Genomic DNA, 13,290 nt, shown 5'->3' on the forward strand with positions numbered 1-13,290 from the left:
TTGGGTGCGTCAGATGCACCCAATGCCACATTGGGGCGGAACCGGGCACAAGTCTCAGGCGGCGTGGAACGCGTTCTGCGCCGCCGCCAGCCCCCGCGAAATCAACGCCTCGGTCGCGTCCGCACACCGGTCGACCTCGAACGGGAGCTCCTTGCGCTCGACCGTCGAGAAATCCTTCAGCACGAAATCAGCCGGATCCTGCCGACCCGGCGGCCGCCCGATGCCGAACCGCACGCGGTAGTAGTCGCGCGTGCCGAGCGATTTGGTGATGGACCGCAGTCCGTTGTGGCCGTTGTCGCCGCCGCCGAGCTTGAGCTTCAGCGCGCCGAAATCGACGTCCAGCTCGTCGTGCACCACGACGACGCCGGAGGGCGGGACCTTGAAGAACCGGGCCGCGCCGACCACCGGCCCGCCGGAGAGGTTCATGAACGACCGCGGCTTCACCAGCACGACGCGGGAGCCCGCGAGCCTGCCCTCGAGCACCTCGGCCCCGCTGCGGTGCGCCTTGAACTTCCCGCCGATCCGGCCGGCCAGTTCGTCGAGCACCATGAACCCGACGTTGTGCCGGTTCCCGGCGTACTGCGGCCCGGGATTGCCAAGGCCGGCGAGCAGAATCTGCTCGCCGGCCCCGGGCACGTCTTCACTCACGAAAGAGAGCTTATTCGGCAGCTTCGGCGGCGGCTTCCTCGGCTTCGGCGTCCTCGTCAGCGGAGCCGCGCGGGGCCTCGTTGACGGCGACGACGAGCGCCTCGGGGTCGGTGACCAGCTCGGCGCCCGCGGGCAGGGTGACCTGGCCGGCGGTGATCTGGGTGCCGGCTTCGATGCCCTCGACGGAGACCTCGAACTGCTCGGGGATGTGCAGCGCCTCGACCTCGACCTGGATCGTGTCGATGTCCTGGGCGACCAGGGTGCCCGGGCCGGGGGTGCCGGAGACGACGACCGGGACGTCGACGGTGACCTTCTCGCCGCGCTTGACGACCAGCAGGTCGACGTGCTCGATGTAGTTCTTGAGCGGGTGGACCACGATGGTCTTGGTCAGCGCCAGCTCGCTCTCGCCCTGCAGGTCGAGCGTGATGACGGCGTTGGTGCCGTTCTCGCGGACGACGCGGGCGAACTCGATGGCCGGCAGCGCGAAGTGCCGCGGGTCCGAGCCGTGCCCGTAGAGCACCGCGGGGATTTTGCCGGCGCGACGGGTGCGGCGGGCGGCACCCTTTCCGAACTCGGTGCGCGGTTCGACGGAAAGACGTACCTCGGACACGGTGTAGCACTCCTTCAATCACACGACGTGCGGCAGGGGGCGGCGGGATCGTCGATCTCTGCTCGGGGGCGGTTGTGCACGGCGGCGAGATTGCGGGCGTGAGCGGACCACGGGGCTTCTCGAGCCGCCGCGTCGATCACGCCGGGCACCTACAGGCGCACCCGCCTCGCCGAGACAACCCGAGAAGTGTAAACCAGCGCGCCCGTGCGGGCGCCCACCGGGTCGGCCCAGGCTCCCCCTCGCGGGTGGGTGACGACACAATTCCCGTGCCGCCCGCCGATCTCGCGGGGGTGGCATGATTCCCGCGAAAGAGGGGCGGCCGACATGCGGGCTAGATGGACTGCGACAGCGCTGGTGCTGCTGGGTGGGCTTCTCGCGGGCTGCCAGGTCGCAGTGACCGGCACGGCGGGACTGTCCGATGCCGACCGGCAGCTGGCCGAGCAGCGCGCGCAGCAGCAGACGGCGATCGACGCCGCGCTGCAAGCGCTGGAGCAGGCACCGGCGCTGCAGTACGACGCGACGCTGAAGGACGGCGCCGGCAACCCGGCGACGCTGACGTACCGCGTCGCGCGCGACGGCAACGGCTTCGGCGCGCTGCCCTTGGAAGGCAAGTCGGTGCGGATCACCGAACCGGACGGGCAGCTGTACCTCGCGGCCGACGCGGACTACTGGAAGTCGCACGGCCTGGAGGAGAACAGCACCCAGTTCGGCGGCGGGTGGGTGCACACCGTCGGGAGCGAACTGCCGGTCGACCCGGCCGCGCGGCTGGCCCCGCCGAAGCTCGCCGGCGAACTGCGCAAGGCGCTCGGCGGTCTCGGCTCCGGCGCTCCGCGGAAGCAGAAGCTCCAGGACGGCACCGAGGTGTACGACTTCGGCGGCGCGCTCCAGGTGACCACCGCCGAACCGCACCGGGTCGCCGGGTTCGCGCCGGCGCTGCTCGACCCGCGCGGAGGCCCGAAGCTGGGCGCGGCGTTCCGCGTCCGGCCGCTCAGCGTCGCGGAGATCAAGCAGTTCCACACCGATTTCAACGCCGCGGTCGACGCGATCGGGCAGCCGTTCGACGGGCTCGCGCAGGCGAGCGTCACGGTGCTCAACGACAAACTCGACTGCCAGGATTACGTCGGTTCCTGCAAGACCACTGTGGACGTTTCGAACAGCGTCGTCGGCAATCAGCCGGGTTCCAAACCGAACGTGCACATCAAGCTTTCGGTGGAGATCAGCGCGGACACGCTCGGCTCGCAAAGCTGCGCCACGGAGGGCGACGCCGCCGCGGACGCGACCATCACGATGTCCTGTTCGGTCAAATTCTCCCTGCCCAACCGGACCGCGAGCTACCAGGTGCTGGCGAAGCCGACGGCGGTCGCCGAGGTGCGTTCGCCGGTCGACGCGAACTCGGTGAAGGCGAAACTGACCACCGCGTTCGCCGCGCTCGGCGGCTGACCTGCACGCTCACCTCGGGGTGCGTTTCTTCCGTTGAAGTAGCCGAAGACCGGTCCTTACCATCGGTTTCGACGAGACGGACTTTCTTTCGAGGAGCGGCACAATGAGCAAGCTGGTGGTGTTCGGCGCAACGGGGTTCGCCGGCGGCCGGATCACCGACGAGGCGCTGCGGCGCGGGCACTCCGTGACCGGGGTCGCGCGCAAGGCGGAGGGCTTGCCCTCCGGTGTTGAGGCGCGGGCGGGGTCCATGCACGACGCGGAATTCGTCGCTTCGGCGGCCAAGGGCGCGGACGTGCTCGTGGTCGCGACGCCGGGCCGCGCGGACGACGAGGGCCGTCGCCTGGTGGACGCTCTGCCGACGCTGGTGGAAGCGGCCCGCGCGAACGGCGCCCGGCTGGCGATCGTCGGCGGCGCCGGTTCGCTGCGCGTCAGCGAGGACGGCCCGCGCGTGATCGACACCCCGGAATTCCCGGAGGAGTACAAGGCGGAGGCGGGCAGCCACGTCCTCGTCCTGGACGCGCTGCGCGAGCTTTCGGACGACGTCGACTGGTTCTACGTCAGCCCGGCGGCCGAGTTCGGTTCCTGGATCCCCGGCGAGCGCACCGGCAAGTTCCGCCTCGGCGGCGACGTGCTGGTCAGCGACGCCGACGGCCGGTCGCACATCAGCGGCGCGGACCTGGCGATCGCGTTCGTGGACGAGATCGAAGAGCCGAAGCACTCGCGCTCGCGGTTCACGCTGGCGTACTGAGCGCACAAACCCGGTGGTGCGGTTTCTTGGCACCACCGGGTTTTCGCTGTGCGTCAGCCGGGGGATCCGGCGGTGCACAGGAATTTCTCGGCGTGCGCCGGGTCGAGTGCGTTGGTGACCAGGTTCCAGACGTTGAGGTCGTAGGCCTCGCCGATGTGTCCGACGGGGTCGAACGGGCAGGTGTCCTGGACGTATTCGTTCGTGACGCCCGGCTCGCGCACGAACGACGTTTCGGTGGGCGTGACCAGTTCGTCGAACCGCGACGTGAGCACGGTGTAGCGCACGCCGGGCTGCGCGACGGGACCGTTCGTGAGCGTCTGGACCGCGCTGCCGTCGGTGATCAGGTTGTCGCAAGCCGGGCAGCCGAACGCGGTGAGCGCCTTGCCGACCTCGTCGCGCGCTCCCAGCAGGTACGCCAGCTTCGTCAGCCCGGCGAACGTGGTGCCGTGCGCGGGCGGCGCGATCGACACCACGGAGCCGATCCGGTCCGCGATGCCTTGCGTCTTCGTGACGTACAGGGACTGGAAGCCGCCCTCGGAGTGGCCGACCAGATCCACTTGCGCCGCACCGGTTTCCGCCAGTACCTCGCCGATGAACTGCTTGATTTCCGTTGCGGAGTCAGCGATCGGGCGAAGTCCGCCGACGACCGGGAATTGCGGGTACGCGCCGTAGGTGCGGCTGAAGGTGCAGTATCCCTTGGCCGCGACGTGATCCTGCAGGTAGTTCAAGTCCTCATAGGACGTCGCGCCGAGTCCGTGCAGGAACACCACCGGACGCGGATGCGCCGCGCTCGGCCGGCACGCGGGATCGTTGACGCCGCCTGCCGTGGCGGCGGTGGCTGGGACGGCGAACGCGGCGGTCAGCAATGCCGCGGCGGCCAGGACGATGCGCAACCTCATCGGAGCGGTCCTTCCCTGTCGTCCTTGACAGAGTCCTTGACACTGGATACCCGTGGGTATTGGATACCTGAAGGTATTGAGCGGGCTGAGCCAGTGTCAACCCCCGGACGAGGGAGAAGCCGATGACCGGCCGGACGCGGCCGACGCGGGCGGAGACCCGGCGGCGCATTCTGGACGCGGCCTTCGCCGTGTTCGGGGAACAGGGCATCGCCGCGACGAAACTGACCGAGGTGGCCGCGGCGGCCGGGCTGACGAAGGGCGCGGTCTACTCGAGTTTCGCGTCGAAAGACGAACTGGTGCTGGCGTTGATGGAAGAGCACGCCGCGCACCGGCTCGAGGCGAGCCTGGCGAGTTTCGCCGAAGCGGACGACGGCGGCGCGGGGCTCGCGAACGTCGCGGCGGTGCTGATGTACGAAATGCGCGCCGACGCGGTGTGGCACCGGTTGCTGGCCGAGTTTTTCGCGATGGCGCACCACGACGTCCGGCGGCGCGACGCATTGCGCCGGCGCCGCCGGGAGGTTCGCGACACGATCGCGCGTGCGTTGAACCGGCTCGCCGAGGGGTTGGACCTCGAACTTCCTTTGCCTGCCGAGGAATTCGCCGTCGTGCTGCTCGCGCTGAGCAACGGTTTGGCCGTGGAAGCCGACATCGACGACGAAGCTGTGCCAGACGGTCTCCTCGGCAAGGTGCTCACGCTGATCGCCGGAGACGCCGTCGCGAAGGTGCAGGCAGCGGCTAGCGACCCCGTAGTTCAGCCACTACCGGAGCGAAAGTCTCCATCATCGCCTCGAAAACGGTGAAGTAGGAGAAGCCGTACCGTTCGCGGTGCGCGATCAGCTGCTGCACCATTTCGTCCACCGTGCCGAAGAGCAGTTGGGGTGCGCGCAGCAGCTCGTCGACGTCCGCCGCGCTGCGTTCCTCGGTCTCGGCATGCCATTCCGCGGCGGCCGCACGGCGGTTGTCGGTGACCACTACGCGCTGGACCAGCATGTTGTAGTCGATCTCGCGGTCCCCTGCGAGAGAACGGAAATACGCGACCCGATCGTCCATCGCCACGTCGTTGTCGAGCACGAATGTGCCCGGCGGACGTCCGCGATCCTGGCGGAGACCAGCGAACCCGGCGATGTCCGCCTGTTCCGCCGCGAGCTTCAGCACGCCGTCGCTGTTGCCCGCGATGAGCAGCTTCGGCATGCCGCCCTCGTCCTCGACGCGCGTGCGCAGCTCGGCGAGCCCTTCGGTGAGGTACGTGATCCGGTCGGCGGCTTTGCGCCACGGCAGCCCGGCGTCGTCGAACTCGTGTTTCATGTGGCCGGAGCCGAGGCCGAGTTCGAAGCGGCCTTGGGTGAGTTTGTTGGTGGTGGCGACATCGCGGGCGAAGAGCGCCAGGTTGTAGAAGGGCACATTGGACACCAAGGTGCCGACCCGCACCCGCTCGGTCACCGCGGCGGCGGCCGTGAGCGCGGGGAACGGGGACAACCGCCCCGGCCCGAGATGGTCGGGCACGGTCAGGTGGTCGTAGCCGAGTTCCTCGGCGCGTCGGCATTTTTCGGTCCACTCAGTGCCGTCGGCCGTGAGCCGCAGGCTGACGCCGAATTCGAATTTCCCCATGACGGTGACGCTAGCCAGTCCCGGACGGGTGACGCATCGGTTTTCGCCGCCGGCGGAACCCGGTTTTTGTCGTACCCCCTCGTTAGCTTCGGAGGCATGGTGTTGTCGAGTGAAGAACGGGAACAGTTTCTGGCCGAACCGCATATCGGCGCGCTCGCCGTGGTGGAGCGCCCGGACCGAGCGCCGCTGACGGTGCCCATCTGGTACCAGTACACCCCTGGCGGCGAGCTGTGGGTGATCACGGAACCGAACTCGCGCAAGGCAAAGGCGATCGAGGCGGCGGGCCGGTTCAGCCTGATGGTGCAACGTCTCGAACCGACGGTGCGGTACGTGTCCGTCGAGGGGCCGGTGGTGCGGACAAGGCCGGGCAGTTACGAGCTGACGTGGGAGATGGCTTCGCGGTACCTGCCAGCCGACAAGGTGGCCGGGTATGTGGAGTACGAGCGGACGCAGTTGGGGGAGCACATGGCGATCCATATGCGGCCGGAGAGGTGGTTGTCCGCGGACATGGGCGCGGTGTGACGGCAACCCGGGTGAGGGGCTTGCGGTGAGAGGCGAAGGGGGAGGGGTGTTTTTGGCTGGTGCCAGTGGCGCGGCTGCTTCGCGGTGACGCGGCTGGGAACGGTCGGTGTTTGCCGGTGCTTGACGTGCTTGGCGTGTCTGCGTTCGGTGTTGCTTGTGCTTGGCGTGCTTGCGTTCGGTGTTGCTTGTGCTTGGCGTGCTTGCGTTCGGTGTTGGCTTGTGCCTGACGTGCCTGCGCTCGGTGCTGCCTGCGCTTGACGTGTCTGCGTTCGGTGTTCCTGGGTTTGGTGTGCCGGGGCGCGGCGTGCCCGGATTCGGCGGGACCGCATGCCTCGTCCCCGGGCCGCCCGACTCGGCACAGCTCAGGCAAGCAGCGCCCTGGCAAACGGGCGCAGTCGTCAAACGACGCGACCCGAGCCAGCTGGTGCGACCTGATTCAGGTCGCACCGCCGACTCGGGCCGCGTCGTTCAGAGCCGTTCGGCAACTGCCGGGGTTCAGGCGTTGCCGTCGAACAGCGAGGTGACCGAGCCGTCCTCGAAGACCTGCTGGATGGCCTCCGCGAGCATCGGCGCGATGGACAGCACCGTCAGTCCCGGGAAGCGCTTCTCTTCCGGGATCGGCAGCGAGTTCGTCACGATGACCTCGCGCGCCTTGCACTGCGACAGCCGCTCGGTGGCCGGGTCGGAGAGGATGCCGTGCGTGGTCGCGATGACCACGTCCGCCGCTCCCTCTTCCAGCAGCGCTTCGGTGGCCTTCACGATCGTGCCGCCGGTGTCGATCATGTCGTCGATCAGCACGCAGAGCTTGCCCTCGACCTTGCCGACCACGCGGTTCGCCACCGCCTGGTTCGGCTTGTCCGGGTCGCGCGTCTTGTGGATGAACGCGATCGGCCGGTCGCCGAGCTGCTGCGCCCACTTCTCCGCCAGGCGCACGCGGCCCGAGTCCGGCGAGACGACGGTGATGTCCGCGTTGCCGTACGTCGACTTGATGTGGTCGGCGAGGACCGACTGCGCCATCAGGTGGTCGACTGGGCCGTCGAAGAAGCCCTGGATCTGCGCGGTGTGCAGGTCGACCGTCATGATCCGGTCCGCGCCCGCGGTCTTGAACAGGTCCGCGATGAGCCGCGCCGAGATCGGCTCGCGGCCCTTGTGCTTCTTGTCCTGGCGGGCATACGGATAGAACGGCATGACCACGGTGATCCGCTTGGCGCTCGCGCGCTTCAGCGCGTCCACCATGATCAGCTGCTCCATCACGTACTCGTTGATGGGCGTGGTGTGCGCCTGGATCACAAACGCGTCGGTACCGCGCACCGACTCCTCGAACCGCACGAACAGCTCGCCGTTGGCGAACGTGTGCGCGGTCTGCGGGGTGATCGTCACGTTGAGGTGCTTGGCGACCTCTTCCGCGAGCTCGTGGTGCGCACGGCCGGAGAAGAGCATCAGATTCTTCTTCGGCGTACCTGACTTCGGACTCATGCTGGCGACTCCCCGTCGGTTCCTGCTGCTGACTCGGACACAACGGTGTCCTGCTGCTGGGCGGCGAGTGCGGCTTCCGCCGCCTCCGCCGCGGGCGTGCCCGGCCTGCGCCGGACCGCCCAGCCTTCGATGGTGCGCTGCGGACCGGCCGACAGCGCCAGAGAGCCAGGCGGGACGTCGTCGCGGATCACCGCACCGGCTCCACTGTAAGCGCCGTCCCCGATCCGCACCGGCGCGACCAGCGTGTTGTCCGCCCCAAGCCGGACATGCGACCCGACGACGGTCTGGTGTTTGGCCACCCCGTCGTAGTTCACGAACACACTGGAACAGCCGATGTTGCTGTGATCGCCGACGATCGCGTCGCCTACGTAAGTGAGATGCGGCACCTTGGTCCCGGTGCCGATTTGCGCGTTCTTCGTCTCGACGAACGCGCCCAGCTTGCCCTTCGCGCCGAGCTTCGTGCCCGGCCGCAGGAACGTGTACGGACCGACGTTGACGCCGTCGCCCAGCTCAGCCCCAGAACCGTGCACGCGGACGACCGAAGCGCCCGCGCCGATCTGAACGTCGGTGAGCGTGGTGTCCGGGCCCACAACGGAGCCCTCGCCGACCGAACAGCGGCCCTTGAGCTGCGTGTTCGGCTCGATCAGCACGTCGCGCGAGAGCGTGACGTCCGCCTCGATCCAGGTGGTGTTCGGGTCCGTGACCGTGACGCCTTCGCGCTGCCAGCGGCGCACGATGCGGCGGTTGTACTCGGCCCCGAGCACCGAAAGCTGCACGCGGTCGTTGACGCCCTCGGTGACCCACGGGTCGTCGACCACGAGCGCGCCGACGCCCTTGCCGTCCTCGCGCGCGATGCCGAGGACGTCGGTGAGGTAAAGCTCACCCTGCGCGTTGTCGGTGGACAGCCGCGACAGGCCATCGATCAGCACGGCCGCGTCGAAGGCGTAGACCCCGGAGTTGATTTCGGTGATCGCCCGCTGGTCCGGCGTCGCGTCCTTGTGCTCGACGATCGCGCTGACCGAGCCGTCGGCGCCGCGGACGATGCGGCCGTAGCCGGTCGGGTCCGCGACCTCGGCGGTGAGCACGGTGACCGCGTTGCCCGCCTTGGCGTGCTCGGCCCGCAGCGCTTCCAGGGTTTCGGTGTCCAGCAGCGGAACGTCGCCGTAGCTGACGACCACGGTGCCGGTGAGTCCCTCCGGCAGTTCGGCCAGCGCACACGAAACGGCGTGCCCGGTGCCCTTCTGCTCTTCCTGCACGGCGGTGGCGACCTCGCGGCCGAGCGCCTCGCCGACCCGGTCGAGTTCGGCGCGCACGGCGTCGCGGCCGTGTCCGATCACGACGACCAGATGCTGCGGCGCGAGGCCGGCGGCGGCGCGCACTGCGTGTTCCACCAGCGGCCTTCCGGCGATCGGGTGCAACACCTTAGGAGTGGAGGAACGCATGCGGGTGCCCTCACCCGCAGCGAGGATCAGCGTGCTCAGCGGGCCGCTCACGAGTCTCCCAACGATTCACCGGTGCGTTGACGAGCACCAACGATCCTACGTGGGGTCTTCAGCGCTCCACGCGGGGTCGGTCGGAGCCGTTTCCCCAGGCCAGCCGCCCATGCCGTCGCCGACCATCGAGTTGGCCGACGCCACCTGGTTGCCACCGCCGCGCTTCGCTTCGTACATCGCCGCATCCGCGCGCGCGAGCACCTGCTCGGCCCGCTCCTGCGGACGCAGCGACACGAGACCAATGGACAAAGTCACACCGTGCGAGAGGTGATGCGGCAGTGTCGCGACGGATTTGGCCGCGCGGCCGAGCGCCATCTTCGCCGCCGACGCCGGTGCGCCGGGCAGCAGCACGATGAATTCGTCGCCGCCGTAGCGGGCCACGACGTCGTCGCCGCGCAAAGCGTCGCGCAGAGTGCTTGCGACAACACGCAAAACGTTGTCGCCCTCGGCGTGCGACTGCTTGTCGTTGACGCCCTTGAACCCGTCGAGGTCGACCAGCGCGACCGCGAGCGGCTGCGCGTCCGCCGACGACGCCAGCGAACGCAGCCGTTCGTCGAGCGCGCGCCGGTTCGGCAGGCCGGTGAGCGGATCCTGCAGTGCCTGCTGGGTGATCGCGCCGTGCTCGGCGGACAGCCGTTCATGCTCGCGGCGCGCGTTCAGCGTGGCGATCTGCGATTCGCGCAGCGCCCACATTTCGGTTTCCAGCGCGGTCGCGTAGTCGATCAGCGACTGGCTCGCGGCGTCCGGGTCGAGCCGGGCGAGTTCGCGGGAGAGGGTGAGCCGCATCGACGGCTGCGAGACGTCCTCGGCCAGCACGTCGCGGGCCTCGCGCAGCACCTGCAGCGCGTCGGTGCGGCGGCCGGTCTGGTCGAGGCAGCGGGCCAGCGCGATCGCGACCAGCTCCTGCTCGTGCGGATAGTGGTGGCCGAGATGCATGCCCTGCAACCGTTCGACGTGCTCGGCGGCCGGGTCGTGCAGCGCGAGCGCCGCGGCCAGCACGCCGACCTGGTCGACCGCGGACACCCCGATCTTGCGCGGGAACAGCGATTCGGCGAACGGGCCCTCCGCGGCCACCGCCATCGACGCGGCGGTGCGGAACTTCTCCGCCGATTCGTCGTACTGCTCGATCCGCTCGAGCCGCAGGCCCCAGCCGAGCAGCATCTTGACCCGGTTCATCAGCTGCAGGGTGATCTCGTGCGGGCTCGCGCTTTCCCGGATCGCCTGGTGCGCGCGGCCGATCACCTCTTCGGCGGCCTCGTAGACGCCGAGCTGGTTCAGCACTATCCAGCAGTCGATGAGCGCCATCGACTGCATGCGGTTCCAGTTGCGGACGCCGACCTGGCGGTCCGGAATCGTGGAGTCGTCGAGAATCGCGAGCGCGCGGGCGATCTCGGTGAGCGCGGCGTCCTCTTGCGCGGCGAGCACGAGCCGGCGCCCGCGCAGCGCGTGCGCGTCCGCGCGAAGCAGGGAAAGACCGTGTCGCCGGGTGTGCGCGAGCATCTCGTCGAGCCGCGGTTCGGCCTCGGCGGCGAGGCCGCGCGTGACGAGCCGGGAGAAGGCGGAGGCGCGCAGCAGCTGGGCGACGAGCGTGGGTTCTCCCCGGCGCAGAGTCTCCTCGAGCAGCTCGTCCATGATCTTGACGATCTCGAGCTGGTTTTCGTGCTCCTGGCGCTGAACGGCCGCGATGAGTTCCCGCGCGCGCCCCACCAGCCACGCGTCCGACATCTCGACCAGGGTCGGGCGACGGGCGCCCGCGGGGTCGCTCGGTTCCTCGCTCAGCCGCCCCCACTCCCATCGCCCTCGCCGGATGTGCAGCTCCGCCGCCAGGATTCGAACCTGAACTGTCAGAACCAAAATCTGAAGTGCTGCCGATTACACTACGGCGGATCGGTCCTGGTCAGGATAGCGATGATCGAGGACGGGGGCGCCAGGAGGGGGAGGCGTGCGCCACAGGGCCGTCCCGGGCACCGGGCAATCGGACTTTTCGGGCCTCCACAGCGCCGGAAACCTCCTGTACCGTAACTTACGACACCGTAGGTAAGGGCACCCTTCGCAAGGGGTTGTGAGAGGAAAGAAGTGAGCGCATGACGGCCACCCTCGATCGTTCTCAGTCAGCGGGCGACCCGCCGAAGGGCCCCAAGCCGATCATCGACGGACAGCGCGGGATCGGCGTTCAGCTGTCGGTGTATTTCGGGGTGCTGCTGCCGATCGTGGCGCTGCTGGTCGCGGTTCCGTTCGCCTGGGGCTGGGGCCTGACCTGGCTGGACGTCGCGCTTTTCGTCGTGTTCTACGGGATCAGCGGGCTGGGCATCACCGTCGCCTACCACCGCTACTTCACCCACGGTTCGTTCAAGGCGAAGCCGTGGCTGCGCGTCGTGATGGCGATCGCGGGCAGCATCGCGTTGCAGGGACCGGTGATCACCTGGGTGGCCGACCACCGGCGCCACCACGCGTTCTCCGACCGCGACGGCGACCCGCACTCGCCGTGGGCGTACGGCACCTCGCCGCTGGCCATCGCCAAGGGTTTCTGGCACGCGCACATGGGCTGGCTGTTCGACCGCGACCAGAGCAACCAGGCGCGATTCGCGCCGGATCTGGTGAAGGACCCGGCCATCCGCAAGGTCGACGACCTGTTCTGGCTGTGGTCGCTGGTGAGCCTTTTCGGACCGGCGCTGCTGGGCGGGCTGATCTCGTGGTCGCTGTGGGGCGCGGTGACCGCGTTCTTCTGGGCCGGTCTGGTCCGCGTGTGCGTGCTGCACCACGTAACCTGGTCGGTCAACTCGATCTGCCACATGATCGGCGAGCGCCCGTTCGCCGCCCGCGACCGTTCGGCGAACTTCTGGCCGCTGGCGATCTTCTCCTTCGGCGAGTCGTGGCACAACCTGCACCACGCGGACCCGACCTCGGCCCGGCACGGCGTGAAGCGCGGCCAGATCGACATGTCGGCGCGGCTGATCTGGATCTTCGAGAAGTTCGGCTGGGTCCACGATGTCCGGTGGCCGACCCCGCAGCGGCTGGCCCGGATCGCGGCCGAGGCCAAGTAGGTTTTCCTTTGCCGGGCTGAGCTTCCGGCGCGCGCTCGTGGATGAACCCCGTCACTCGGCGGGGTTTATTCATGTTCAAACCCGAGGCGACGAGCGGCTCGCCGCGGCCCGACCGCTACCCTGCTGCGAATGGCGGGGAGACGACGGGCGAAGCGAGAAGCAACGGTCACCGGCGCGCGGCCGGCCGCACCGGTCGCCCGGGTGCGCATGACGGGCAGCGAGCGCAGGCAGCAGCTGCTCAACGTGGCACGCGCTCTGTTTGCCGAGAAGGGTTTCGACGGCACGTCGGTCGAGGAGATCGCCGCGCGGGCGAACGTGTCCAAACCGGTCGTCTACGAGCACTTCGGTGGCAAGGAAGGCATTTACGCCGTCGTCGTCGACCGGGAGACGCAGCTGCTGCTCGACCGGATGGTCTCGACCCTCCACGGCGGACATCCGCGGGTGATGCTGGAGCAGGCCGCCGTCGCGTTGCTGAGCTACGTCGAGGATTCCCACGACGGGTTCCGCATTCTCGTGCGCGATTCCCCGGTCGCCAGTTCCACTGGCACGTTTTCGACTGTCCTCAATGACATCGCCAGCCAGGTCGAGCACATCCTCGCGCAGCAGTTCGCCGCGCGCGGGTATGAGGAGAAGCTGTCCGCGCTCTACGCGCAGGCGCTCGTCGGTATGGTCGCGCTCACCGGGCAGTGGTGGCTGGACGCGCGCAAACCGAAGCGCGACGAGGTTGCCGCGCATCTGGTGAATCTCGCCTGGAATGGCTTGTCGCACTTGGAGAACAAGCCTCGGCTGCTCGGCTGAGTTT

13 protein-coding genes and 1 tRNA gene are annotated in these 13,290 nt (G+C 68.8%); 6 read left to right on the forward strand and 8 right to left on the reverse strand.

The window, feature by feature from the left end:
• Positions 1 to 54: 54 nt before the first annotated feature.
• Together pth and ACFORO_RS26905 are read right to left on the reverse strand one after the other, a co-directional pair.
• On the reverse strand, positions 55 to 648 hold the full coding sequence (pth, locus tag ACFORO_RS26900; RefSeq protein ID WP_344280317.1) for an aminoacyl-tRNA hydrolase: 594 nt from the start codon (positions 646 to 648) through the stop codon (positions 55 to 57).
• Between the two features lie 10 nt (positions 649 to 658).
• Entirely contained in the window at positions 659 to 1,258 is a 600-nt protein-coding gene (locus ACFORO_RS26905) for a 50S ribosomal protein L25/general stress protein Ctc (protein WP_377869210.1), read from the reverse strand.
• 324 nt (positions 1,259 to 1,582) lie between these two features.
• On the opposite strand from ACFORO_RS26905, the gene ACFORO_RS26910 reads away from it, so the two are divergent.
• Together ACFORO_RS26910 and ACFORO_RS26915 are read left to right on the forward strand one after the other, a co-directional pair.
• On the forward strand, positions 1,583 to 2,698 hold the full coding sequence (locus tag ACFORO_RS26910) for a hypothetical protein (protein ID WP_377869211.1): 1,116 nt from the start codon (positions 1,583 to 1,585) through the stop codon (positions 2,696 to 2,698).
• Positions 2,699 to 2,801: 103 nt separating this feature from the next.
• A complete protein-coding gene (locus ACFORO_RS26915) occupies positions 2,802 to 3,446 on the forward strand; it encodes an NAD(P)-dependent oxidoreductase (protein ID WP_377869212.1) in 645 nt (214 codons plus the stop codon).
• A gap of 53 nt (positions 3,447 to 3,499) precedes the next feature.
• Here the strand turns inward: ACFORO_RS26915 and ACFORO_RS26920 are convergent, their stop codons facing one another.
• A complete protein-coding gene (locus tag ACFORO_RS26920) occupies positions 3,500 to 4,345 on the reverse strand; it encodes an esterase/lipase family protein (protein ID WP_377869213.1) in 846 nt (281 codons plus the stop codon).
• Positions 4,346 to 4,467: 122 nt separating this feature from the next.
• Here ACFORO_RS26920 and ACFORO_RS26925 point away from each other — a divergent pair, with 122 nt between their 5' ends.
• Positions 4,468 to 5,145, forward strand: a complete 678-nt coding sequence (locus ACFORO_RS26925; protein WP_377869214.1) for a TetR/AcrR family transcriptional regulator — start codon at positions 4,468 to 4,470, stop codon at positions 5,143 to 5,145.
• Here ACFORO_RS26925 and ACFORO_RS26930 read toward each other — a convergent pair.
• Positions 5,081 to 5,953, reverse strand: coding sequence for a TIGR03621 family F420-dependent LLM class oxidoreductase (locus ACFORO_RS26930; protein ID WP_377869215.1), 873 nt, complete (start codon positions 5,951 to 5,953; stop codon positions 5,081 to 5,083). The genes ACFORO_RS26925 and ACFORO_RS26930 overlap by 65 nt on opposite strands.
• 96 nt (positions 5,954 to 6,049) lie before the next feature.
• On the opposite strand from ACFORO_RS26930, the gene ACFORO_RS26935 reads away from it, so the two are divergent.
• Complete coding sequence (locus ACFORO_RS26935; protein WP_354743659.1) at positions 6,050 to 6,475, forward strand: pyridoxamine 5'-phosphate oxidase family protein; 426 nt, start codon at positions 6,050 to 6,052, stop codon at positions 6,473 to 6,475.
• A gap of 495 nt (positions 6,476 to 6,970) precedes the next feature.
• On the opposite strand, the gene ACFORO_RS26940 is transcribed toward ACFORO_RS26935, so the two are convergent.
• The 4 genes from ACFORO_RS26940 to ACFORO_RS26955 form a co-directional block, all read right to left on the reverse strand.
• Entirely contained in the window at positions 6,971 to 7,951 is a 981-nt protein-coding gene (locus ACFORO_RS26940) for a ribose-phosphate diphosphokinase (RefSeq protein ID WP_116200125.1), read from the reverse strand.
• A complete protein-coding gene (glmU, locus tag ACFORO_RS26945) occupies positions 7,948 to 9,444 on the reverse strand; it encodes a bifunctional UDP-N-acetylglucosamine diphosphorylase/glucosamine-1-phosphate N-acetyltransferase GlmU (protein WP_377869216.1) in 1,497 nt (498 codons plus the stop codon). Before glmU ends, ACFORO_RS26940 begins: the two co-directional genes overlap by 4 nt.
• A gap of 45 nt (positions 9,445 to 9,489) precedes the next feature.
• Positions 9,490 to 11,169: a GGDEF domain-containing protein gene (locus tag ACFORO_RS26950; RefSeq protein WP_377869217.1), complete on the reverse strand. Its 1,680-nt coding sequence runs from the start codon at positions 11,167 to 11,169 to the stop codon at positions 9,490 to 9,492.
• Positions 11,170 to 11,259: 90 nt separating this feature from the next.
• Positions 11,260 to 11,331 (reverse strand) — tRNA-Gln (locus tag ACFORO_RS26955).
• Between the two features lie 197 nt (positions 11,332 to 11,528).
• Here ACFORO_RS26955 and ACFORO_RS26960 point away from each other — a divergent pair.
• Both ACFORO_RS26960 and ACFORO_RS26965 read left to right on the forward strand, forming a co-directional pair.
• Entirely contained in the window at positions 11,529 to 12,488 is a 960-nt protein-coding gene (locus tag ACFORO_RS26960; protein WP_354743665.1) for an acyl-CoA desaturase, read from the forward strand.
• Between the two features lie 207 nt (positions 12,489 to 12,695).
• Complete coding sequence (locus ACFORO_RS26965; RefSeq protein ID WP_033288150.1) at positions 12,696 to 13,286, forward strand: TetR/AcrR family transcriptional regulator; 591 nt, start codon at positions 12,696 to 12,698, stop codon at positions 13,284 to 13,286.
• Positions 13,287 to 13,290: the final 4 nt, after the last annotated feature.

Source organism: Amycolatopsis halotolerans (assembly GCF_042647905.1).
Classification (GTDB): domain Bacteria; phylum Actinomycetota; class Actinomycetes; order Mycobacteriales; family Pseudonocardiaceae; genus Amycolatopsis; species Amycolatopsis halotolerans.